The following is a 21097-nucleotide window of genomic DNA, read 5'->3' as shown; positions in this document are numbered from 1 at the left end:
TTGCTCCTCCTCACCGAACCGGCCCCGCTTGCGCTGGGCTCCGCTTCGGATGGCGGCTGCGCCGCCGGGCGAGGAGTTCATATTTTAACCCTGCGGGGCATTCCGCCCCGCAGGCTTAAAATTAAATCAGCACTTCTCCGGCTCGGGATAGTCCACACCGAAGGTCTCCACCGTGACCCGCTTCATGCGCTGGGGGTCACGGGGCTTGTCATTCCAGTCCCGCTTGGCGGAGACAATGGCGTCGGCCACCTCCATGCCCTCGATGACCTTGCCGAAGGAGGCGTACTGGCCGTCCAAATGCGGGGCCTGCTCCACCATGATGAAGAACTGGCTGCCGGCGGAGTTGGGGTCCATCGCCCGGGCCATGGACAGGACGCCCCGGTCGTGCTTCAGGTCATTGGGGAAGCGGTTTTGAGTGAATTCCCCCTTGATCTGCCAGCCGGGGCCGCCCATGCCGCTGCCGTCAGGGCACCCGCCCTGGATCATGAAGCCAGGGATGACCCGGTGGAAGATCAGGCCGTCATAAAATCCCTTCTGGATCAGGTGGATGAAGTTGTTCACGGTGTTGGGCGCGATCTCGGGGTAGAGCTCCGCCTTGATAACGCCGCCATTTTCCATTTCAATGGTGATGATGGGATTGCTCACTGGGATCATATCCTTTCTTATCCCCGCGGAGGGGGTCATCGGTTTCGGCTCTTGATAGCCCGGTCCATCTCCCGCTTGGCGTCCCGCGCTGCGGCGGAGTCACGCTTGTCATAGAGCTTTTTGCCCTTTGCCAGCCCCAGCTCCAGCTTGACCCGGGGGCCCCGGAAGTAGATGGACAGAGGGATCAGGGAGTAGCCGTCCTGCTTGATGCGGGCAAACAGCCGCAGGATCTCCCGCTTGTGCATCAGCAGGCGGCGCTGGCGCATGGGGTCCTTGTTGAAGATGTTCCCCTTCTCATAGGGGCTGATGTGCATCCCGATCACGGACATCTCTCCGTCCTTGACGACGCAGAAGGAATCCTTCAGGTTCACATGGCCCAGACGGATGGACTTGACCTCGGTGCCTGCCAGTTCGATCCCGGCTTCGTATTTATCCTCAATGAAGTAGTCGTGGTAGGCTTTGCTGTTTTTAGCCACGACTTTGACGGAATCGGCCACAGGAACACCTCCTCTCCATCTGCGCCTCCAAATACCTGGGGAGAATATAATGTACCACAGCCGTGGGGAAAATACAAGTGGAATCTGTGAACAGAGGGCCTTTTATTTATCCTTTCCCTGCTTGTCCCGCACATAGATGTCGGTGTTGTTGTCACCCACCTGGCGCACATCCACCTCGAAGCGGTCCAGAGATTTGATCATCTTGCTCAGCTTGGAGAAGCCGTAGTTCCGGGGGTCAAAGTCGGGCTGCTTCTTCATCAGCAGATTGCTCAGCTTGCCCATCAGCGTGTAGCCGTCCTCATCACACAAGTTCTCTAGGGAGTCGGCGATCAGCTCCACCATGTCCTGAGGCACCGCGCTGGCGGCAGGAGCGGAAACCGCCTGCTGGGCCGCCTTCTTGCTGCTCTTCTTGGAGCTCTTCTGGGGAACGGATTCCTTCTCCTGCTGGGCCGCCTGCTGGGCCGCGGCCCGGATGACCTCGATGTAGACAAATTTGTCGCAGGCCACGATGAAAGGCTTGGGCGTTTTTTTCTCCCCCATGCCGTACACCTTCATCCCCGCCTCCCGCAGGCGGGTGGCCAGCCGGGTGAAGTCGGAGTCGCTGGACACCAGGACGAAGCCATCACAGTTGCCGGAGTAGAGGATGTCCATGGCGTCGATGATCATGGCCGAGTCGGTGGCGTTTTTTCCGGTGGTATAGCTGTACTGCTGGATGGGGGTAATGGCGGTCTCCAGCAGGATAGACTTCCAGGTGGACATGTTGGGACTGGTCCAGTCGCCGTAGATGCGCTTGATGGTGGGGGTGCCGTAGACGGCCACCTCAGCCATCACATCCTTCATGGCGGTGCGGGAGGCGTTGTCCGCATCGATGAGCACGGCCAGCCTCAGGTCCTTCTCGCTGCTCTGGTCAGGCATGGGGGAGCTCCTCCCTTATAACAAAATAGTATTTCATTGCAAATTGCTCCTTTTCAGTCGCTCCACAGGGTGGGAAGCAGGTCATCCAGGGTCCCCCGGTCCTCCCAGGCCACCAAAAGGGAGCCCTCCTCCACGGAGATCCGGGCGGGCAGGCCCACGAACTCATTGCTGACCCCCAGGGGGAAGTCGCTGGTGAGCTCCGCGTGGTCCAGGGGGTATTTCAGACCCTCCAGGGTGACGCCCCGGGCAGTACCGCCGGCGCAGAACACGGAGACGAAGCCCTCCATGGAGGCGGGGAAGGAGAGCGTCCCTTCAGTGACCACGGCTGCCGCCTCGCCTTCTCCCAGCAGAACGCCCTGGGCCCCTTGGGCGGAGAGCCAGGAGAGCAGCTGAAGATTGGCCACCGTGTGGTCCAGACGCCCGCCCAGACAGCCCAGCAGCACAAAGCGCCGGTATCCCCGTTTCAGCCCCTGGCGCAGGGCGAAGCCGGTGTCCGTCTCGTCCTTGATCCTGGGGAGGCGGAGGACCTGGGGATGGTCTGGGACGGAGCCCAGCGAGTCGAAATCCCCTACTACAAGGCCGGGGTGGACGCCCAGCCGGGACAGGGTCTCATAGCCCTTGTCGGCCGCAATGACCAAGTCGCCAGGGACAGGCGTGAGGATGAAACCGGGGTCCAGGGGCATGGCCCCCACCACATAGCAGAGCGATGCATCGTTTGTCATATGGGTCTCCCTTCCGTGGACAGCAGAGCTGAGATGGGTGCCGGCCCCCAGGCAGGGATGGCGCTGGCAAGCTGAATGAGATCACGTTTTTTCTATTATAACATAAAATTTCCCCTTGTGGAGAAAAACATATACAGAAGGGGCGGAGAAAAGGAAACAGAAGGACATGCGCCCCGCAGAGGAAGAACGAGGCTGGGTCAAAAAATACGGGGCGCACGATGTGCGCCCCGCAAAGCTCCCGGCAACAGGGGTCCGGGGCGGCCCTGTACGGCCGCCCCGGACTCGCCGATTAAGATCCGAACCTATTTTTTCCGTTTCCGCTTGTCAAAGAAGCCCTTGAGCCCCTCTTCCTCCTCCTGCGCAGGGATCTCTCCCATAGCGGCGGCGAAGGCCCTCAGGGCCTCCTTCTGCTCTCCATTCAACCCAGTGGGCACCGCCACCCGGACGGTGACGTACTGATCGCCCCGCCCGCGGCCCCGAAGCTCCGGGATGCCCTTTCCTCTCAGCCGGAAGGTGGTGCCGGTCTGAGTGCCGGCGGGCAGGTTGTACTTTACCTTTCCGTCAATGGTGGGGATCTCCAGCTCAGCCCCCATGGCCGCCTGGTAGAAGGAGATGGGCTGCTCATACAGCACCGTGGTCCCGTCCCGCTGGAACTGGGGATGGGGCTGGATATGGACGCCTACGATCAAATCGCCGGCAGGACCGCCGTTCTTGCCTGCATTCCCCTGTCCGCGCAGAGAGACAGCCTGGCCGTCATCGATGCCGGCGGGGATGGTCACAGCGATGCGCTTCTGCTTCCTCACGCTGCCCGCCCCCCCGCAGGCCTTGCAGGGGCTGTGGATGATCTTGCCGGTCCCCCGGCACTTGGAGCAGGGCGCCGTACTGGTGAAGGCAAAGCCGCCCGCCCCCCGCTGGATGCGGACGGTCCCGGTGCCCCGGCAGTCAGGGCAGATCTCCGCTGTGGTTCCTGACTCACAGCCGGAGCCGTGGCAGGCGTCACACTCCTCGGTGCGGTTCAGGTTGATCTCCTTCTCGCAGCCGAAGGCGGCCTCCTCAAAGGTGATGGTGAGGCTGGCCCGCAGGCTCTCTCCCTTCTGGGGGCCATTGCGCCGGCCAGCGGAGGACCCGAAGCCCCCTCCGCCGAAGCCGCCGAAGAAGGAGCCGAACAGGTCGCCCAGGTCAATGTCTCCAAAGTCTCCAGTGAAGCCGCCCCCGCCAGCGCCGTAGTTGGGGTCCACCCCGGCGTGGCCAAACTGGTCATACCGGGCCCGCTTCTCCTTGTTGGACAGGATCTCGTAGGCCTCGTTGACCTCTTTGAACCTGGACTCCGCTTCTTTGTCCCCCGGGTTCATATCCGGGTGGTATTTTTTGGCCAGCTTCCGGTAGGCCTTTTTGATCTCTTCGTCAGAGGCACCTTTGCTCACGCCCAGGACCTCATAGTAGTCTCGCTTCTGTTCTGGCATAGTATCACCTCTATTCAGAGTGAAAAACGGAGCTGGGAAGGTGGAGATGAGCTCCTGCCTCCCCAGTGAAACGGGGTGCTCATCTCTTCACTCGCCACACTTCGCTCTTCCCTCTTATGGAAACGCAAGGGCGCGCAGGCGGGGCGATGCCCCGCCCGCGCGGACCATGAACGTTTTTATTTCTTGTCGTCGTCCACGACCTCATAGTCGGCGTCCACCACGTCGGGTCCGGCGCCGCTGCCGCCCGCCTGGCCGCCGAAATTGGCGCCGCCCATGTCCGGGCCGGGGCCGGCCTGACCGCCGTTCTGCTGATACAGCTTCTCGCTGACGGCGTAGAACGCCTTCGTCAGCTCCTCGGTAGCCGCCTTGATGGCCTCCACGTCGCTGCCCTTCTGGGTCTCCTTCAGGTGGTTCAGTGCGCTCTCCACGCTGTTCCTGTCGGACGCGGGGATCTTGTCGCCCATGTCCTCCAGGGTCTTTTCCGTCTGGAACACCATCTGGTCCGCCTGGTTGCGGATGTCGGCCGCCTCCCGCTGTTTCTTGTCCTCGGCGGCGAACTGCTCCGCCTCCCGCACGGCCTTGTCGATGTCGTCCTTGGACATGTTGGTGGAGGATGTGATGGTGATGTGCTGCTCCTTGCCGGTTCCCAGATCCTTGGCGGACACGTTCACGATACCGTTGGCGTCGATGTCGAAGGTGACCTCGATCTGCGGCACGCCCCGGCGGGCGGGGGCGATGCCGTCCAGGTGGAAGCGGCCCAGGGTCTTGTTGTACTGGGCCATCTCACGCTCGCCCTGGAGCACGTGGACCTCCACGGAGGTCTGGTTGTCGGCGGCGGTGGTGAAGATCTGGCTCTTCTTGACCGGGATGGTGGTGTTGCGCTCAATCAGCTTGGTCATCACGCCGCCCATGGTCTCAATGCCAAGGGACAGGGGGGTGACGTCCAGCAGCAGCAGGTCCTTTACGTCGCCGGTGAACACACCGCCCTGAAGGGCCGCGCCCATGGCCACGCACTCGTCGGGATTGATGCCCTTGAAGCCCTCCTTGCCGGTGAGCTTCTTCACCATCTCCTGCACGGCGGGGATACGGCTGGAGCCGCCCACCATCAGCACCTTGTGGATGTCACTGCCAGACAGGCCGGCGTCGTTCATGGCCTGACGGACAGGGCCGGCGGTGGCCTCCACCAGGTGGGCAGTGAGCTGGTCGAACTTGGCCCGGCTCAGGGTCAGGTCCAGATGCTTGGGGCCGGTGGCGTCGGCGGTGATATAGGGCAGGTTGATGCTGGTGGAGGTGACGCCGGAAAGCTCGATCTTAGCCTTCTCGGCGGCCTCCTTCAGGCGCTGCATCGCCACTTTGTCGCCGGTGAGGTCGATGCCCTCGGTCTTCTTGAACTCGGCGGCCATCCAGTCCATGACACACTTGTCGAAGTCATCGCCGCCCAGGCGGTTGTTGCCGGCGGTGGCCAGCACCTCGATGACGCCGTCATCGATGTCCAGGATGGATACGTCGAAGGTGCCGCCGCCCAGGTCGTAGACCATGACCTTCTGGGACTCCTCCTTGTCCACGCCGTAGGCCAGGGCCGCGGCGGTGGGCTCGTTGATGATCCGCTTCACATCCAGGCCGGCGATCTTGCCCGCATCCTTGGTGGCCTGGCGCTGGGCGTCGGTAAAGTACGCGGGGACGGTGATGACCGCCTCAGAGACGGTCTCACCCAGATAGGCCTCGGCGTCCGCCTTCAGCTTCTGAAGGATCATGGCGCTGATCTCCTGAGGGGTGTACTTCTTGCCGTCGATGCTCACCTTGTAGTCAGAGCCCATCTCACGCTTGATGGAGATGATGGTGCGGTCGGGGTTGGTGATGGCCTGGCGCTTGGCCACCTGGCCCACCATACGCTCGCCGTCCTTGGAAAATGCCACTACAGAGGGGGTGGTGCGGTTGCCCTCCGCGTTGGGGATGACGACGGCCTCGCCGCCCTCCATGACAGCCACACAGCTGTTTGTCGTACCTAAGTCGATACCAATGATCTTGGACATAATTTCGTTCCTCCAATATGAAAAGATTTGTATTTACAAGGTCAAAAGATGAAAGAGAGCAGATAAAAGACAAAAGAGAACAGGAAGCACATGCTGGCCGTCAGAAACAGGGCGTAGACGGCCGGGTCCAGGCAGAGGCACTGCCGGCAGGCTTTTTTCCGGATCATGGGATCTCTCACTGAGCTGTCTCCTCCATTCTGTTTTCCGTCAGTTGGCGACCTTCACCATGGCAAAGCGGACCACCTTGTCTCCCAGCCTGAAGCCGGCCTGGAACACCTCGGCCACGGTATTTTCTCCAAAATTCTCATCTTCAATGTGCATTACCGCGTTGTGAAGGGTGGGGTCAAAGGGCTGTCCCAGGGCCTCGATCTCGGTGATGCCCAGCTTTTCCAGCACAGTCTTCAGCTGGTTCATGGTCATCTCCACGCCCTTTTTATACGCCTCGTCTGCAGTCTCCTGCTTCAGGGCCCGTTCCAGATTGTCGTACACCGGGAGGAATGCCAGCGCGGCGTCCGCCTTGGCGTCGTTCCAGATGGCCTCCTTCTCCTTGGCAGTCCGCTTGCGGAAGTTGTCGTACTCCGCCGCCAGCCGGAGATATTTCTCCTCCTGCCGGGCCGCCTGGTCCTTCAGCGCCTCCAGCTCATCCATCAGAGGGTCGGTGGCCCCGGCCTCCGCTTCGGCCGGCTCCTCAGCCGCTTCCTTCGCGGCCGCCTCCTCCAGCTGATCGTCCAGCTCGGGGGGCGTCTTGTTCTTTTCTTTCTGACTCATGGGCTATCCTTTCCTCCTATTCCTGCGCCTGCCCGTCCCCGTCTCCTTCTCCGGAGGGGAGCTCTCCCTTGCCGAACATCCGGGTCAGGCTGTCGGCGAAGTAGGACAGGCGGGCGGTCACCTTTGCATAATCCATACGGGTGGGGCCCACCACACCAATGACGCCCCGCATGTTGTCGCCGATGTCATAGCTGGCCATCACCACGCTGGTGTCCTTCAGGGCCTCGTTCACATTTTCCGGGCCGATAAGGATGTTCATGTTCCTGCCGCCGTCCAGGGCGACCGGCAGCTTGGATGCCTCCGACTCCTCTGAAAGATAGGTCATCAGCGGCTTAGCCTTGTCCAGGCTGTGATACTCCGGGTGCTCCAGCAGGTGGGTGATCCCGGCGGTGTGTACTGTCTTGCGGCTCTGCTCCTCCAGGATCTCCATGGCAAAGTCCACCACCAGGGAGATCATCTCAAAGGCACCTGGGGCGGAGTGGGCCTCCATCTTTTCCAGTGCCTCCAGCATCTCAGCCAGTTCCAGCCCCACAAAGGAGCTGTTGAGCACGGCGGAGAGCAGCTGGAGCTGAGTCTCGGACAGCTCTCCCGGCACCCGGATGATCTTGTTTTTCACCACGCTGGTGTCGGTCATCACCACCACGATGAAAGCGCCCTTCTCCACCATCAGCAGATCGTACCGCTTCACTGTCACCCGCTCTGGGCCGGCCGCGATGGAGAACACCGGGTAGTCGCTGATCTGGGAGAGGACCTTGCCGGCCTGGTCGATGACCCGGTCCAGCTCCTCCATCTTCAGGTTCAGCGCTCTGTTGATCCGCTCCGTCTCCTGAAGGGTCAGCTGGTGCTGCCCCATCAACTCGTTGACATACAAACGGTAACCTGCGGCGGAGGGGACCCGCCCGGCGGAGGTGTGAGGCTGTTCCAGCAGCCCCATCTCGGTCAGGTCTGCCATCTCATTGCGAATGGTGGCGGCGGACACATCCAATCCAGCCAGCTGGGCGATGGCCTTGGAGCCCACCGGCTCGGCGGTGTTGATATAGGTCTCCACGATGGCCCGCAGGACCCGCTTTTTCCGGTCGGTCAGTTCCATTGCACGCTCACCTCGGTGTTTTTCTAATTTTAGCACTCATATTCCCTGAGTGCTAACGATAGAGTACCACCGGACCTCCAAATTGTCAATAGTTACTTTATGAATTTATTTTGAACAAACGGAAGAAGCCCTCTGCGATCTGTTTTTTGCAGAGGGCTTCTGAAATTGCTAATGAGTCCGTCCAAACATGGACGATATCCCGCTCCTTAAATACCCAGCCGCATTCCGCCGGTGAGGGGCTCCACCCGGTCCCCCAGCTCCTCCTTCAGCAGTGCAAAGGCGGCAGGACCAGTGCAGTGCCCCGTCCACAGGTGCTCCACACCCAGCTCCAGCAGCGCGGCGGCCACCTGGCGGACATAGTCCGGGGGACAGTTGAGCGCATTGGCCCCAGGACTGAGCATATGCAGGCCGCCCAGCAGGGCATACACCCGCTGTCCCGGGAACTGGTCCAGCACGCCCTTCACGATGTTTACCACACCCCCATGGCAGCAGGAGTTGAGCACCACCAGCCCCCGCCCGGTCTCCAGCACCATGGACTGCTCGTGGGAAAAGTCGTCGGGCAGGAACCGGTCCTCCCCCACCTTGCGCAGCAGATTGGGCTCCCGGCTGGCAAAGGGCCCGCCCCGGACGGTCTCCGGCGCCAGCCAGGCCCCGGGGCAGAGGGGGTACAGCCCATCCACCGGCACGAAGCGGTCCCGGAAGCCCTCCCAGATCTCCCGATGGATGCCCACAAATCTGGGGGAGCCTCCCGACTTGGAGTAGTAAGCCTCCCCCGCCTGGGGCCGTATATACACCGGGGCCCTGTCATTGAGGGCAAAAAAGGCCCGCAGGCCGTCGGCATGGTCGTAGTGTCCGTGGGACAGAGCCGCCAGTTCTACCCCATCCAAGTCCACCCCCAGCTTTTGGGCATTGTCCGCAAACCGGCCGGAGGAGCCCGCATCCAGCAGAAAGCGCCTGCCCCGGTACTCCAGGAAGAAGGACAGGCCGTGCTCCGCCTCCAGCCCCTCCCGGGCCGTATTTTCCATCAGGACCGTGATCCGCAGGTCCGGTGTCATCCCGCTCCACTCCTTTATTCTTTATTTGTTTTCTTCTGTGTCTGACGCTCCCCTCAGGACAAACTGGTGAACAGCTGGGCCTGAGCCTCCTTCAGCCCCTGGACCAGGGCGTCCACGTCCTCCCGGGCGGTGTCGTAGGAGAAGCTGATCCGCAGTATGCCGTCCAGCTGGGGTTTGGGCAGCTTCAGGGCCGCGTACACATGGCTGGGCTTGCCCTTGTGGCAGGCGGAGCCGGAGGAGACATAGATCCCCCTGTCGCTGAGGAAGCGGAGCACCACCTCGCTCTTGTAGCCGGGCAGGGTGACAGGGAGGATGTGTGGGGCGGTCCCCGCCCCGATCAGCTCCAGCCCCGGCACCTGCTCCCGCAGGGTGCGGGCGGCGTAGTCCTTCAGTTCCCGCATGTGGGCCAGGTCCCGCTCCAGGCTGGCCCGCCCCGCCTCCACCGCGGCGGCAAAGGCGGCGGTCTGGGCCGTGGGCTCCGTGCCGGAGCGCAGTCCCTCCTCCTGTCCGCCCCCCCGGATCAGCGGCGGCAGCCTCAGCCCCCGGCGGATATACAGGGCCCCGATGCCCTTGGGAGCGTGGACCTTGTGCCCGCTCACCGCCAGGGTGTCCACCCCCAGCTCCTCCGGGGTGAAGGGGACCTTCAGAAAGCCCTGGACCGCGTCACAGTGGAGCAGGGCGGGGCAGCGGGCCGCACGGATGGCGCGGGCGGTCTCGGCCACCGGGAGGACGGTGCCCAGCTCGTTGTTCACCAGCATCATGGCCACCAGGATGGTGTCCGGGCGCAGGGCCGCCTCCACCTGCTCTGCCGTGATGATCCCTTGCTGGTCCGGCTGGAGCCAGGTGACCTCATAGCCCTGCCGTTCCAGCTCCCGGATGGGCTCCAGCACCGCGGCGTGTTCGATGGCGGTGGTGATGATGTGTTTTCCTTTCCGCCGGTTCTTCTCCACTGCGGCGGCAATGGCCCAGTTGTCCCCCTCAGTGCCGCAGGAGAGGAAGTACACTTCCTCCGGGCGGCAGCCCAGGCCGGCGGCCACTTGTGCCCGATGCTCCTTCAGCCGTCCCGACGCCTCCTGGCCGAAGGCGTACCGGGAGGATGGGTTGCCCCACTCCTCCGTCATGGCGGTCACAGCCGCCTGAGCGGCCTCCGGCCGGGTCTGTGTGGTGGCGGCATTGTCCAGATAGTGAAACATAGTTCTGATTTCCCCCTGACGATCAAGTATTTTTCATAATATGCCCACTTCTGCGGAAAGTCAAGAAATCCCGCCTGCTCCGGCCTGACAGAAAAGCGCCCCAGTCCTTCCCCTCCAGGGGAGAAGGCATGGCACTGCCTCGCCCCTTTTCCCAAATTCGTCCATTTGATAAAATATTCCTCCGGTCAGAGAGCGGGCTTTTTTGACCGGGCGGTAAAGATTCCGTGACCAAAGTGTGAAGGTTGGGGAAAATTCCTTGACGGCGGAGGCGGATGTGGCTATGATAGCCCCAATCACTCCAGAGCGGAGTGAGAGACCCAAGGCCATCGTGGAAAAGGAGGAAACGATGAAAAAGCTAGTATCTGTATTTTGTGCCGGAGCCCTGCTGTTTAGTCTGGCCGCCTGCGTCGGAGGCGAGACGCCGACAGGGAGCGCGTCCGGGAGCCCGGACCCCGGCACCTCCGCCCAGGAGCCGGCAGGCTCCCAGTCCTCCGCCGGCAGTTCCAGTCAACAGGCGGACGGCTCGGCCGGCGGGAGCCAGGCCCAGCCCCAGGGGACAGAGTACACCCTGTACATCGGCATGGATGGGACATTTCAGGAATACCCTATGACCTATGAAGGGGAGCTGGACGAGCAGGGCCTGGTGCCCGCGGAGGCCATGATCGCCGGTATGGCGGAGCTCACCGGCTGGAACCTGGATCTGGCGGACGAGATCACCAGCGGTCCGGGCGGCATGACGGTGTCTTTTGCCGACACCTGCTCCATCTTTACCGGTCCGCCGGACCCCCAGAAGGAGGAGTTCCACGTGTATGACGCGGGGGAGCTGGCGGCCACCATCCTGGACAGCATCCAGCATACCCTCCAGTACAACTTTGTGGACCCGGAGAAGGGGGAGCCCTCTTCCCTGGACATCTACTACTGTGACGCCGCCGGGGAGAGCATCACCATCCCAGGCCTGGACGTGACCATCCCCATGGACACCCCTTACTCCGGGCTGGCGATGGCATGAGACGGTCGAAAAAGCGGCAAAGCCGCTTTTTCGAGAAAGATGCAGTCTGCCGCGCGCAGGCGCGAACTCTGCGAGGCTTTTTTCGGCAAACTGAGGCTCCCTGTCTCCCCCTTTGGGAACAGGGAGCCTCTTTTCTTTTTTATGCATGGGTCCATCCCATCGTTTCATGGAAAGTAAGCGGACGGTCCCTTGCACTTTTGGAAGGACTGTTTTATAATACGCATAGAAACGCTCCGGCCGCGGGAAGAGAGAGAAGGACCTGCGACCGGAAATCGAAGAAGAAGGAGAACGTCATGACAGCCAGTGAGAAAAAGCAACTGATGGCCAACGCCTGCAAGGTGCGCATGGGCGTCATCGAATCCACCTATGGCGCCAAATCCGGCCATCCCGGCGGAAGCCTGTCCGCCTCGGACCTGTTTACCTATCTGTACTTCCGGGAGATGAAGGTGGACCCCGCCGACCCCAAGTGGGAGGAGCGGGACCGCTTCGTCCTTTCCAAGGGACACACCGCCCCCGGCCTGTACGCCGCCCTGGCCCTGAAGGGCTTCTTCCCCTGGGAGGAGCTGAAGACCCTGCGCCACATCGGCAGCCGCCTCCAGGGACACCCCAACATGAACGAGACCCCCGGCGTGGACATGTCCACCGGCTCCCTGGGCCAGGGCGTGTCCGCCGCCGCCGGCATGGCCCTGGCCGCCAAGTACCAGGGGAAGGACTGCCGGATCTACACCCTGCTGGGTGACGGCGAGATCGAGGAGGGCCAGCCCTGGGAGGCCTTCATGTTTGCCCACCAGTATAAGCTGGACAACCTGTGCGTCATCATCGACAATAACAACCTGCAGATCGACGGGAAGATCACCGACGTGATGAGCCCCTACCCCATCCCGGAGAAGCTGCGGGCTTTCGGCTTCCAGGTCCGGGAGATCGACGGCCACGACTTCGAGCAGATGGAGTCCGCCTTTGACGAGGCCAGAGCCACTAAGGGCGTCCCCTTCGCCATCATCATGACCACCATCAAGGGCAAGGGGGTCTCCTTCATGGAGGACGTGGCAGGCTGGCACGGTAAGGCCCCCAACGACGAGGAGTACAAGACCGCCATGGACGAGCTGAAAGCCCGCCTGGCAGAAGTGGAGGGGATGTAAGATGGCAGATGTGAAGAAGATCGCGACCCGGGACAGCTATGGCAGCGCGCTGGCTGAGCTGGGCGCCTCCCATCCCGACCTGATCGTGTTCGACGCCGACCTGGCCGGCGCCACCAAGACCGCCGTATTCAAGAAGGCGTTCCCCGACCGCCACTTTAACTGCGGCATCGCCGAGGCGGATATGATGTCTGCTGCCGCCGGCGCCGCCGCCATGGGACTGGTCCCCTTTGCCTCCAGCTTCGCCATGTTTGCCGCCGGCCGCGCCTTTGAGCAGGTGCGCAACTCCATCGGCTACCCCCACCTGAATGTGAAGATCGGTGCCACCCACGGCGGCATCTCCGTGGGCGAGGACGGGGCCTCCCACCAGTGCTGTGAGGACTTCGCCCTGATGCGCACCATCCCCGGCATGGTGGTCATGTCCCCCTCCGACGACGTGGAGGCCCGGGCCATGGTGAAGGCGGCCTATGAGCATGAGGGCCCCGTATACATGCGCTTCGGCCGCTCCGCCGTGCCGGTGTTCCACGAGGAGGATGGCTTCACCTTCCAGATCGGCAAGGGCGAGGTGCTCATGGACGGCTCCGACGTGGCTATCATCGCTACCGGCCTGCTCTCCTATGAGGCGCTGGAGGCGGGCAAGGCCCTGAAGGAAGCCGGGATCAGCGCCCGGATCATCAACATGGCCACCATCAAGCCTCTGGACGAGGAGCTGGTGCTGAAGGCGGCCCAGGAGTGCGGAAAGATCATCACCTGCGAGGAGCACTCCGTCATCGGCGGCCTGGGTGAGGCGGTGTGCGCCCTGCTCAGCGAGAAGTGCCCCACCCTGGTGCGCCGCATCGGTGTCAACGACGAGTTCGGACACTCCGGCCCCGCCGCCGACCTGCTCAAGCAGTTCGGCCTGAGCGCGGAGCATATCGTGGAGGTCGCCAAGGACTTCTGCGGCAAATAAGTGGACGGCGGCCCCCTGTTCCCCCTCGGGACAGGGGGCTTTTATTGGGCAAAAATATAATTATCGCCAGATAGTGATCATTGCGCCATAGCATTTGCTGTGATCGAGAAAATCGCAATAGCAATAATTTGAAAGGAGCGATTATGGCAAAGCTGATACAGGAACTCAGCATCGGCGGGAACCTGCGGAAACTGCGGGAGGCCCGGGGGCTGACCCAGGAGGATGTGTGCGCCAGGATGGCACAGCTTGGCAGGCCCATGCTCCAGTCCGCCTATTCCCAGATCGAGACCGGGCGGAGAAATCTGTTCGTCAGCGACCTGATTGCCCTGAGGACCGTGCTGAACGCCCAGTACGACGATTTTTTCCGGGGGCTGGTGCCCATCGACCGGTACAAGGATGAGACGCAGACGTGAGAAAACCAGGTGCCGCCCCGGGGGCGGCACCTGGTTTTTTAGTCTTAAAAGGGACCTTTGTCATTTTGCCCGCAGCATCCGGCTGGCGTTGAGGATGGCCAGGACCGAGACGCCCACGTCGGCGAAGACGGCCCACCACATGCCCACATAGCCCAGAGCGGACAGGACCAGCACCAGCCCCTTCACCGCCAGGGCGAAGACGATGTTCTGACGGACGATGGACAGGGTCTTGCGGGCGATGCGCACCGCCTGGGCCAGCTTGGAGAGGTCATCGTCCATAAGCACGATGTCCGCCGCCTCGATGGCCGCATCAGAGCCCAGCGCTCCCATAGCCACACCGATGTCCGCCCGGGAGAGGACGGGGGCATCGTTGATGCCGTCCCCCACAAAAACAAGATTTTCCTTGGGCTGCTTCTGGGCCAGCAGGCGCTCCACCTGGTCCACTTTGTCTCCGGGCAGCAGCTCGGCGTGGAACTCATCCAGACCCAGCTCCCGGGCCACGCCCTCGGCGGCGCTCTGGGCGTCGCCGGTGAGCATGACCGTGCGGCGGACTCCGGCGGCCTTCAGGTCAGAAAGGGCCTGGGCGGCCTCCGGCTTGGGTTGGTCGGAGATGACGATGTGACCGGCGTATTCCCCATCCACCGCCACGTGGATGATGGTGCCCATGTGGCGGCAACGGTCCTCAAAGGAGATCTGGAACTGGTCCATCAGTTTCTGATTGCCGGCCAGCACGGTCCTGCCATCCACCACGGCCTGGACGCCCCGGCCGGCGATCTCCTTGACGTCGGTGACCCGGGCCGGGTCTGGGGCGGGCCGGCAGGCGGCCTGGATGGACAGAGAGATGGGATGGGTGCTGAAATGCTCCGCCAGGGCGGCCAGCTCCAACAGTTCCTGTTCGCTGAGCTGCTGGGGGTGGATCACCGTGACCTCGAAGGTGCCCCGGGTGAGGGTGCCGGTCTTGTCAAAGACCACGATGCCTGCCCGAGCCAGGGCCTCCAGGTAGTTGCTGCCCTTCACCAGAATGCCATGCTTGGAGGCACCGCCGATGCCGCCGAAGAAGCTGAGGGGGATGGAGATCACCAAGGCGCAGGGACAGGACACCACCAGGAAGTTCAGCGCTCTGGGGACCCACACGCCCCAGCCTCCCTCAAGCAGCAGGGAGGGGATAACGGCCAGGGCCAGGGCGGCAAAAACCACGGCGGGGGTGTAGTACCGGGCGAATTTAGTGATAAAGTGTTCCGCCTTGGCCTTCTTTTCGCTGGAATTCTCCACCAAGTCCAGGATCTTGGCCACGGTGGATTCCCCAAAGGGCCTGGTGACCCGGACATGGAGCAGGCCGGACAGGTTGACACAGCCGCTGATCACCTCGTCCCCGGCGGCTACGTCCCGGGGAAGGGATTCCCCGGTGAGGGCGGCGGTATCCAGCGCGCTGTTTCCCTGGGTGACTATGCCATCCAGGGGGACCCGCTCGCCGGCCTTGATGACGATGGTGTCTCCCACCGCCACCTCATCCGGGTCCACCTGGACCAGCTGGCCGTCCCGTTCCATATTGGCATAGTCAGGACGGATGTCCATCAGGGCGGCGATGGACTGCCGGCTGCGCCCCACAGCCACGCTCTGGAAGAGCTCGCCCACCTGATAGAAGAGCATGACGGCCACGGCCTCGGGGTACTCCCCGCAGCCGAAAGCGCCGATGGTGGCGATGGACATGAGAAAGTTTTCGTCAAAGACCTGGCCGTTGCGGATGTTCTTCACCGCCCTCCACAGTACATCCCAGCCGATAACAGCATAGGGGATGAGGTAGAGCAGGAGAAGGACCACCCCCTGGGCGGGGACGGTGTAGAGGAGCAAAAAGAGGACGGCGCTGATTAGGATGCGGGAGAGCATTTTTTTCTGCTTTTTTGTCATGGCGGTTCCCTCCAGAGTCGGGGACAGAGGGGAAGCTCCCCTCTGTCCTGTTTTATTTCACCAGGATCTCGCAGTCAGGCTCCACTTTTTTGCAGACCCTGACTGCCTCCTTCACGATCTCATCAAAGCGGGCGTCATCCCCCTCGATGGTCATCTTCTGGGCCATAAAGCTGACGGAGGCAGCGGTGACGCCGTCGATCTTCTGGACGGCGGCCTCCATTTTGGCGGCGCAGTTGGCACAATCCAGGTCTACCAGTTTGAACGTCTTTTTCATCTTCAACACTCCTCAAAACTTTTGATGGGTCATGGTCTCATTACCACCGAGTCCACCGGGATACAGCTGGACGGGACGGAACACGGTTGGAGGGAGGCACCGCCCCCTCCAGAAAGGCGCAGCAGGCTGGCACGGCGGTCTCCTCCGCCACCGCCCGGCGGTCCCCCTCTTCGGCCAGGGCATAGGCAAACGTGATCCGCAATGAAAGAAAGCCACCGCTCACTCTTCCACGTGTTCCATCCCCTGGCTGATGATGCGGCAGACGTGCTCGTCGGCCAGGGAATAATAGAGGGTCTTGCCATCCCGGCGGAATTTGACCAGCTTGCTGCTCCGCAGGACCCGCAGCTGGTGGGAGATGGCGGACTGGGTCAGTCCCAGCAGATCAGCGATGTCGCACACGCACAGCTCGGACCGGAGCAGGGCGTAGAGGATCTTGATCCGGGTGGAATCCCCGAAGATCTTGAACAGGTCGGCCAAGTCGCTGAGCACCTCATCCGGCGGCAGGACCTGACGGACCTGGTCCACCGCGCCCTGGTGCACCTGGGTGATCTCACAGTGATCGACGAATTCCATAGCGGTCTCCTTCCTAACGATTAAACATATGAGCGCTTGTTCATATATTATACTATGACAAGGGAGCCCATTTGTCAAGAGGAATTTTTAAATTTTCCAAATACCGGTGGAGATTTGGAAAAAAGGCTGATATAATGAGGGCTGCCCCCGAAAAAGGGCCAAAAACAGACGCCGGGGACAGAATGACGGAGAAAAGGAGCATGTTCCATGAATGAGATGTTGAAGCTGATGCACGACCGACGCAGCACCCGGGCCTACCGTCCCGAGCCGCTGCAGGAGGCGGTGATCCAACAGATCCTGGAGGCCGGCCGTTTCGCGCCCAGCGGGATGAACAAGCAGCTGAACCATTTTTATGTGATCACGGATCCAAATTATTTGGCAGACCTCACCGCTCTGGTCAGCCGCAAGATGGAGAACTACCGGGACAAGGACTTCCGCTATGGAGCCCCGGTGCTGGTTCTGGTGACCAACCAGAAGGAGAGTACCACCTGCGTCCAGGACGCCTCCTGTGCCATGGAGAACATGATGCTGGCCGCCTTCTCCTTAGGAGTAGGCTCCTGCTGGATCAACCAGCTCTACCGCACCCGGGAGGACCGGGAGGTCCAGGAGAAGCTGGCGGAGATCGGCGTGACGCCGGAGGAGATGCCGGTGGCCGCACTGGCCCTGGGCTGGCCCGCCGTGGACTTCCCCGGCCCCCGGGAGAAGACCGGGAACCTGGTGTCTTGGGTCCGCTGAGGCGGGGAACAAAAATTTTTCAGATCAGGGGGAACTTTTTGGGCAGGACCGTCGTCCAATGTAGGGTAAGACGATCCCAGGCGGATCGATCCCCCTAAAAAGGAGTTTGATCTGAAATGATGAAGCATCGCACCTTTGCCCTGTTTTTGGCCCTTGGCCTTTCCCTCTCCCTGCTCTCTGGCTGCGGCCCCAAGGAGAGCGGCAGCACCTCCCAGCCTGGCGGCAGCACCTCCTCCAGCCAGGGGAGCCCCGACGCCTCCCAGCCCGACATTTCCCTGCCGGATGCCAGCGCCCCGGACACGAGCACACCGGAGGAGAGCGCACCGGAGGCCCCCCAGCCTCCGGTGGACGAGCCGGAGGCGGTAGCGGCGCTGGCGCTGGATAAATCCGACTTTTCCCTGTTCAAGGCCGGGAGCAGCTATCAGCTGAAGGCCACAGTGTCCGGGGTGGATGCCCCCAAGGTGACCTGGACCTCCAGCGATGAGACGGTGGCGGCCGTGTCCCAGGACGGCACCGTCACCGCAGTGGCCCGGGGCACAGCCACCATCACCGCCGCTGTGGAGGGGACGGAGCTGCGTGCCTCCTGCACCGTCCGCTGCAAGCTGCCGGAGGATCAGCCCGTTTCCGGCGGCGGGAACAGCTCCTCCCAGGGGAGCGGGAATGGAGGCAGCTCCTCCCAGGCGCCCGCGGCGGACCAGGCAGACCTGTCCGCTTTTTATACCCAGCTGTCCGGGGACTATGAGTTCCCCTCCTTCATGCAGCAGGCCGACCAGGAGCTGATGGATATCTTCTACCCCGGCCTGAGCGCCGTCTCCTCCCAGCAGATGCTGGTCTATGTGAACCAGATGAGCATGAACATGGGGGAACTGGCCCTGATCGAGGTTACGGACAGCAAGGACGTGGATGGGGTGAAGGCCATCCTCCAGGCCCGGATCGATGGCATGATCAACGGCGGCGCCTGGTATCCCGAGCCCACCCGTATCTGGACCGAATGCTCCCGGGTGGTGTCCAACGGAAACTACATTTTGATGGTGGTCCATGAGCAGTGCGATGCCATCGCAGACGACTTCAACGCGCTCTTTTGAATCTGAAGCACCCATTCCGCAGGCGGGCGAGCTTTCGCCCGCCTGCGCTTTGAGGAGGACTCTCTTATGGTATTTTCCACCCCCCTGTTTCTGTTTGTCTATCTGTCACTGACCTTGCTGCTCTACTATGCGGTCCCGCTGAAGGGGCGGAATTTGGCCCTTCTGGCGGTAAGCCTGTTCTTTTATGCCTGGGGCGAGCGGATCTATGTGGTCATCATGGTAGCTTCCACCCTGATCGACTACACCCATGGGATGCTGGTGGAGCGATGTAAGGCCCGGGGCAACGACCGAGGCGCCCGCTGGGCGGTGGCGTCGTCGGTGTTTTTCAACCTGGCGCTGCTGGGCTTTTTTAAATACTGGGACTTTTTGGCCGCCTCCTTTCAGGCGGTGGGGCTGAACTTCATGCCGGTCCTGAACGTCCATCTGCCCATCGGCATCTCCTTTTACACCTTCCAGACCATGAGCTACACCATCGATGTCTACCGGGGGGACGCCCGTGCTCAGCGGTCGCTGGTCAACTTCGGCACCTTCGTTACCCTGTTCCCCCAGCTGATCGCCGGCCCTATCATCAAATACAAGGATCTGGGAGATCAGATCGACAGCCGGACCTGCACCGTGGAGAAGTTTGCCTCCGGCGTCCAGATGTTCGTCATCGGCCTGGGAAAAAAGGTGCTCATCGCCAACAACGTGGGCATGCTGTGGGAGAGCTACAAGGCCATGGCGCCGGGGGACCTGACCGTGGCCGGGGCCTGGCTGGGCGTGCTGGCCTTTGCCATCCAGATCTACTTTGACTTCTCCGGCTATTCGGATATGGCGGTAGGCTTGGGACGGATGCTGGGCTTTGAGTTCATGCGCAACTTCAACTACCCCTATATCTCCAGGAGCATCACCGAATTCTGGCGGCGGTGGCACATCTCTCTGTCCACCTGGTTCCGGGAGTACCTGTATATTCCTCTGGGGGGCAACCGCTGCTCCAAGGGGCGGTGGGTCCTGAATCTGTTCCTGGTGTGGGCGGCCACCGGCATCTGGCACGGGGCCAGCTGGAACTTCGTGCTCTGGGGATTGTACTTTTGGGTACTGCTGCTGGTGGAGAAATTTGTCCTGCTCCGGTGGCTGAAGCGGGCCCCCGGTGCGGTAGGCCATCTCTACACCCTGTTTTTTGTGCTGGTGAGCTGGACCATCTTCGCCATCGAGGACTTCGGACAGCTGGGGGAGTACCTGAAGGTGATGTTCGGTCTGGGAGGCGTGCCCCTGATCGATGGGGCTTTCAAGTACTACGCGGCCAACTATCTGCCGGTCCTCTGCATCTCTGCCCTGGCTGCCACCCCGCTGGGGGCGGCGGTCTACCGCAGGCTGAATGTCCGCACGGCCCATATCCTGGGGGCGGTACTGATCCTGGCAGGGCTGTTGTTGTGCACTGCCTATCTGGTGGACGGGACCTATAACCCCTTCCTGTACTTCCGGTTCTGAGGAGGAGATATCATGACCAAAGCGTACAGCATTTTTCTCACCGTACTCTTCACGGTGTTCATCGGGGGCGTCCTGGTGATCAGCGCCCTGCTGCCCAAGGAGGAGTTCTCTGAGATGGAGAACCGCTTCCTCCAGAAGCCGCCGGAGCTGAGCATAGAGACCGTGAAAAATGGGAAATTCATGGAGAATGCAGAGAAGTATGTCAGCGACCACATCGCAGGCCGGGACCTCTGGGTAGCCGCAAAGGCGTGGGGGGAGCGGCTCAGCGGCAAGCAGGAGAACAACGGGGTCTATTTTGCGGCCCAGGACACCCTGATCAACCGAGTGGAGGAGCCTGACGGGGAGACCTGGGAGCAGCTGGACCAGAATCTGGAGTATCTGGACCAGCTGGTGAGCAACGCCGGGGTGCCGGTTTACTTCGGCCTGATCCCCTCCGCCGCCCAGGTGTGGCACGACCGGCTCCCTGACGGGGCCCCCACTGCCGACGAGGCGGCCATCATTGAGACCCTTTACAGCCGGACCGCGGCCCGCACGGTGGATCTGCTCTCCGTCCTCTCCGCCCACAGCGGGGAGGAGCTCTACTACCGCACCGACCACCACTGGACCAGCCTGGGCGCCTATTACGGCTACACCGCCCTGATGGAGGCCATGGGGATGGAGCCGGTGGATCTGGCGGACTATGAGAGGACGACTGTGACCGACCAGTTCTATGGGACCATCTTCTCCGCCTCCGGGGTGCGCTGGGTGGCCCCGGACCGGATCGACACCTACATCCCGGCGGATGGGGTGAAGGTGACCTCCTATTTTGACGGGACCCCATCCCAGGGAAGCCTCTATGTGGACAGCTATCTGGAAGTAAAGGACAAATACTCCTACTTTCTGGGGGGTGTCCAGCCCCTGTGCGTGGTGGAGACCGGCCTGACCGACGCCCCCCGCCTGCTGCTGATCCGGGACTCCTACTCCGACAGTCTGACCCCCTTCCTGACTCAGAGCTTCTCCCAGATCCACCTGTTTGACCCCAGGTATAACCTGAGCAGCATCCAGGGCTATATCCAGGACAACGGCATCGATGCGGTGGCGGTGCTGTACAGCATCCCCAACTATATCGCCGATGAGTATCAATTCGTGCTGTCCCGCTGATGCCCGGAAGAAAAGGGCACATGA

The 21097-nt window shown here is 62.0% G+C and carries 23 protein-coding genes; 8 read left to right on the top strand and 15 right to left on the bottom strand.

Going from position 1 to position 21097, the window contains the following annotated elements; translation table 11 throughout:
• Positions 1–126: 126 nt before the first annotated feature.
• The 11 genes from L9O85_RS13525 to L9O85_RS13475 all read right to left on the bottom strand — a co-directional run bounded on the left by L9O85_RS13525 (position 127) and on the right by L9O85_RS13475 (position 10381).
• Positions 127–654: a peptidylprolyl isomerase gene (locus tag L9O85_RS13525; protein ID WP_050625366.1), complete on the bottom strand. Its 528-nt coding sequence runs from the start codon at positions 652–654 to the stop codon at positions 127–129.
• 26 nt (positions 655–680) lie between these two features.
• On the bottom strand, positions 681–1142 hold the full coding sequence (smpB, locus tag L9O85_RS13520) for an SsrA-binding protein SmpB (RefSeq protein WP_050622771.1): 462 nt from the start codon (positions 1140–1142) through the stop codon (positions 681–683).
• Positions 1143–1244: 102 nt separating this feature from the next.
• A complete protein-coding gene (locus tag L9O85_RS13515) occupies positions 1245–2057 on the bottom strand; it encodes an NYN domain-containing protein (protein WP_050622772.1) in 813 nt (270 codons plus the stop codon).
• 53 nt (positions 2058–2110) lie between these two features.
• Positions 2111–2779 (bottom strand): thiamine diphosphokinase, encoded by a 669-nt coding sequence (locus L9O85_RS13510; protein ID WP_242850264.1) that lies wholly within the window; start codon positions 2777–2779, stop codon positions 2111–2113.
• A 302-nt stretch (positions 2780–3081) separates the two neighbouring features.
• Complete coding sequence (dnaJ, locus tag L9O85_RS13505; RefSeq protein WP_050622773.1) at positions 3082–4242, bottom strand: molecular chaperone DnaJ; 1161 nt, start codon at positions 4240–4242, stop codon at positions 3082–3084.
• Between the two features lie 176 nt (positions 4243–4418).
• On the bottom strand, positions 4419–6275 hold the full coding sequence (gene dnaK / locus L9O85_RS13500) for a molecular chaperone DnaK (protein WP_050622774.1): 1857 nt from the start codon (positions 6273–6275) through the stop codon (positions 4419–4421).
• A 41-nt stretch (positions 6276–6316) separates the two neighbouring features.
• Entirely contained in the window at positions 6317–6454 is a 138-nt protein-coding gene (locus tag L9O85_RS13495) for a hypothetical protein (RefSeq protein ID WP_154669718.1), read from the bottom strand.
• Positions 6455–6482: 28 nt separating this feature from the next.
• Positions 6483–7043 carry a nucleotide exchange factor GrpE gene (grpE, locus tag L9O85_RS13490; RefSeq protein WP_050622775.1) on the bottom strand — a complete coding sequence of 187 codons (561 nt, stop codon included), beginning with the start codon at positions 7041–7043 and terminating at the stop codon, positions 6483–6485.
• 16 nt (positions 7044–7059) lie between these two features.
• The gene (gene hrcA / locus L9O85_RS13485) at positions 7060–8133 is read right to left on the bottom strand and encodes a heat-inducible transcriptional repressor HrcA (RefSeq protein ID WP_050622776.1); all 1074 of its coding nucleotides are present in this window, start codon (positions 8131–8133) and stop codon (positions 7060–7062) included.
• Positions 8134–8339: 206 nt separating this feature from the next.
• Positions 8340–9188: an MBL fold metallo-hydrolase gene (locus tag L9O85_RS13480; RefSeq protein ID WP_301578907.1), complete on the bottom strand. Its 849-nt coding sequence runs from the start codon at positions 9186–9188 to the stop codon at positions 8340–8342.
• A gap of 53 nt (positions 9189–9241) precedes the next feature.
• Positions 9242–10381 (bottom strand): cysteine desulfurase family protein, encoded by a 1140-nt coding sequence (locus L9O85_RS13475; protein WP_301578906.1) that lies wholly within the window; start codon positions 10379–10381, stop codon positions 9242–9244.
• Between the two features lie 346 nt (positions 10382–10727).
• Here L9O85_RS13475 and L9O85_RS13470 point away from each other — a divergent pair, with 346 nt between their 5' ends.
• From L9O85_RS13470 to L9O85_RS13455, 4 genes are all read left to right on the top strand, one after another.
• On the top strand, positions 10728–11390 hold the full coding sequence (locus tag L9O85_RS13470) for a hypothetical protein (protein ID WP_108979952.1): 663 nt from the start codon (positions 10728–10730) through the stop codon (positions 11388–11390).
• 293 nt (positions 11391–11683) lie between these two features.
• Positions 11684–12529, top strand: a complete 846-nt coding sequence (locus L9O85_RS13465; RefSeq protein ID WP_050622780.1) for a transketolase — start codon at positions 11684–11686, stop codon at positions 12527–12529.
• Between the two features lies 1 nt (position 12530).
• Positions 12531–13475 carry a transketolase family protein gene (locus L9O85_RS13460; protein ID WP_050622781.1) on the top strand — a complete coding sequence of 315 codons (945 nt, stop codon included), beginning with the start codon at positions 12531–12533 and terminating at the stop codon, positions 13473–13475.
• 143 nt (positions 13476–13618) lie between these two features.
• The gene (locus tag L9O85_RS13455) at positions 13619–13888 is read left to right on the top strand and encodes a helix-turn-helix domain-containing protein (protein WP_301578905.1); all 270 of its coding nucleotides are present in this window, start codon (positions 13619–13621) and stop codon (positions 13886–13888) included.
• Between the two features lie 60 nt (positions 13889–13948).
• On the opposite strand, the gene L9O85_RS13450 is transcribed toward L9O85_RS13455, so the two are convergent.
• The 4 genes from L9O85_RS13450 to L9O85_RS13435 are packed head-to-tail and all read right to left on the bottom strand — an operon-like array spanning position 13949 to position 16643.
• Positions 13949–15796, bottom strand: a complete 1848-nt coding sequence (locus tag L9O85_RS13450; protein ID WP_276758415.1) for a heavy metal translocating P-type ATPase — start codon at positions 15794–15796, stop codon at positions 13949–13951.
• Between the two features lie 52 nt (positions 15797–15848).
• Positions 15849–16070, bottom strand: a complete 222-nt coding sequence (locus tag L9O85_RS13445; protein ID WP_050622784.1) for a heavy-metal-associated domain-containing protein — start codon at positions 16068–16070, stop codon at positions 15849–15851.
• A 40-nt stretch (positions 16071–16110) separates the two neighbouring features.
• A complete protein-coding gene (locus L9O85_RS13440) occupies positions 16111–16272 on the bottom strand; it encodes a hypothetical protein (RefSeq protein ID WP_276853671.1) in 162 nt (53 codons plus the stop codon).
• Between the two features lie 17 nt (positions 16273–16289).
• Positions 16290–16643: an ArsR/SmtB family transcription factor gene (locus L9O85_RS13435; RefSeq protein ID WP_050622785.1), complete on the bottom strand. Its 354-nt coding sequence runs from the start codon at positions 16641–16643 to the stop codon at positions 16290–16292.
• 207 nt (positions 16644–16850) lie between these two features.
• Between L9O85_RS13435 and L9O85_RS13430 the strand changes: the two genes are divergently transcribed.
• From L9O85_RS13430 to L9O85_RS13415, 4 genes are all read left to right on the top strand, one after another.
• A complete protein-coding gene (locus L9O85_RS13430) occupies positions 16851–17378 on the top strand; it encodes a nitroreductase family protein (RefSeq protein WP_108979955.1) in 528 nt (175 codons plus the stop codon).
• A gap of 116 nt (positions 17379–17494) precedes the next feature.
• The gene (locus tag L9O85_RS13425) at positions 17495–18463 is read left to right on the top strand and encodes an Ig-like domain-containing protein (RefSeq protein ID WP_301578903.1); all 969 of its coding nucleotides are present in this window, start codon (positions 17495–17497) and stop codon (positions 18461–18463) included.
• Between the two features lie 66 nt (positions 18464–18529).
• On the top strand, positions 18530–19933 hold the full coding sequence (locus tag L9O85_RS13420; protein ID WP_108979957.1) for an MBOAT family O-acyltransferase: 1404 nt from the start codon (positions 18530–18532) through the stop codon (positions 19931–19933).
• Positions 19934–19945: 12 nt separating this feature from the next.
• On the top strand, positions 19946–21073 hold the full coding sequence (locus L9O85_RS13415; RefSeq protein WP_276758410.1) for a DHHW family protein: 1128 nt from the start codon (positions 19946–19948) through the stop codon (positions 21071–21073).
• Positions 21074–21097: the final 24 nt, after the last annotated feature.

The organism is Lawsonibacter asaccharolyticus, assembly GCF_022453915.1.
GTDB classification, from domain to species: Bacteria; Bacillota; Clostridia; order Oscillospirales; family Oscillospiraceae; genus Lawsonibacter; species Lawsonibacter asaccharolyticus.
This window is presented reverse-complemented; position numbering and strand designations above follow the sequence as displayed.

What these genes read in the sequence shown, in the direction of transcription:
- L9O85_RS13525 (WP_050625366.1), bottom strand. Translation starts at nt 654, where the DNA reads ATGATCCCAGTGAGCAATCCCATCATCACCATTGAAATGGAAAATGGC.
- L9O85_RS13515 (WP_050622772.1), bottom strand. Translation starts at nt 2,057, where the DNA reads ATGCCTGACCAGAGCAGCGAGAAGGACCTGAGGCTGGCCGTGCTCATC.
- L9O85_RS13510 (WP_242850264.1), bottom strand. Translation starts at nt 2,779, where the DNA reads ATGACAAACGATGCATCGCTCTGCTATGTGGTGGGGGCCATGCCCCTG.
- dnaJ (WP_050622773.1), bottom strand. Translation starts at nt 4,242, where the DNA reads ATGCCAGAACAGAAGCGAGACTACTATGAGGTCCTGGGCGTGAGCAAA.
- dnaK (WP_050622774.1), bottom strand. Translation starts at nt 6,275, where the DNA reads ATGTCCAAGATCATTGGTATCGACTTAGGTACGACAAACAGCTGTGTG.
- grpE (WP_050622775.1), bottom strand. Translation starts at nt 7,043, where the DNA reads ATGAGTCAGAAAGAAAAGAACAAGACGCCCCCCGAGCTGGACGATCAG.
- hrcA (WP_050622776.1), bottom strand. Translation starts at nt 8,133, where the DNA reads ATGGAACTGACCGACCGGAAAAAGCGGGTCCTGCGGGCCATCGTGGAG.
- L9O85_RS13480 (WP_301578907.1), bottom strand. Translation starts at nt 9,188, where the DNA reads ATGACACCGGACCTGCGGATCACGGTCCTGATGGAAAATACGGCCCGG.
- L9O85_RS13475 (WP_301578906.1), bottom strand. Translation starts at nt 10,381, where the DNA reads ATGTTTCACTATCTGGACAATGCCGCCACCACACAGACCCGGCCGGAG.
- L9O85_RS13470 (WP_108979952.1), top strand. Translation starts at nt 10,728, where the DNA reads ATGAAAAAGCTAGTATCTGTATTTTGTGCCGGAGCCCTGCTGTTTAGT.
- L9O85_RS13465 (WP_050622780.1), top strand. Translation starts at nt 11,684, where the DNA reads ATGACAGCCAGTGAGAAAAAGCAACTGATGGCCAACGCCTGCAAGGTG.
- L9O85_RS13460 (WP_050622781.1), top strand. Translation starts at nt 12,531, where the DNA reads ATGGCAGATGTGAAGAAGATCGCGACCCGGGACAGCTATGGCAGCGCG.
- L9O85_RS13455 (WP_301578905.1), top strand. Translation starts at nt 13,619, where the DNA reads ATGGCAAAGCTGATACAGGAACTCAGCATCGGCGGGAACCTGCGGAAA.
- L9O85_RS13450 (WP_276758415.1), bottom strand. Translation starts at nt 15,796, where the DNA reads ATGACAAAAAAGCAGAAAAAAATGCTCTCCCGCATCCTAATCAGCGCC.
- L9O85_RS13445 (WP_050622784.1), bottom strand. Translation starts at nt 16,070, where the DNA reads ATGAAAAAGACGTTCAAACTGGTAGACCTGGATTGTGCCAACTGCGCC.
- L9O85_RS13435 (WP_050622785.1), bottom strand. Translation starts at nt 16,643, where the DNA reads ATGGAATTCGTCGATCACTGTGAGATCACCCAGGTGCACCAGGGCGCG.
- L9O85_RS13430 (WP_108979955.1), top strand. Translation starts at nt 16,851, where the DNA reads ATGAATGAGATGTTGAAGCTGATGCACGACCGACGCAGCACCCGGGCC.
- L9O85_RS13425 (WP_301578903.1), top strand. Translation starts at nt 17,495, where the DNA reads ATGATGAAGCATCGCACCTTTGCCCTGTTTTTGGCCCTTGGCCTTTCC.
- L9O85_RS13420 (WP_108979957.1), top strand. Translation starts at nt 18,530, where the DNA reads ATGGTATTTTCCACCCCCCTGTTTCTGTTTGTCTATCTGTCACTGACC.
- L9O85_RS13415 (WP_276758410.1), top strand. Translation starts at nt 19,946, where the DNA reads ATGACCAAAGCGTACAGCATTTTTCTCACCGTACTCTTCACGGTGTTC.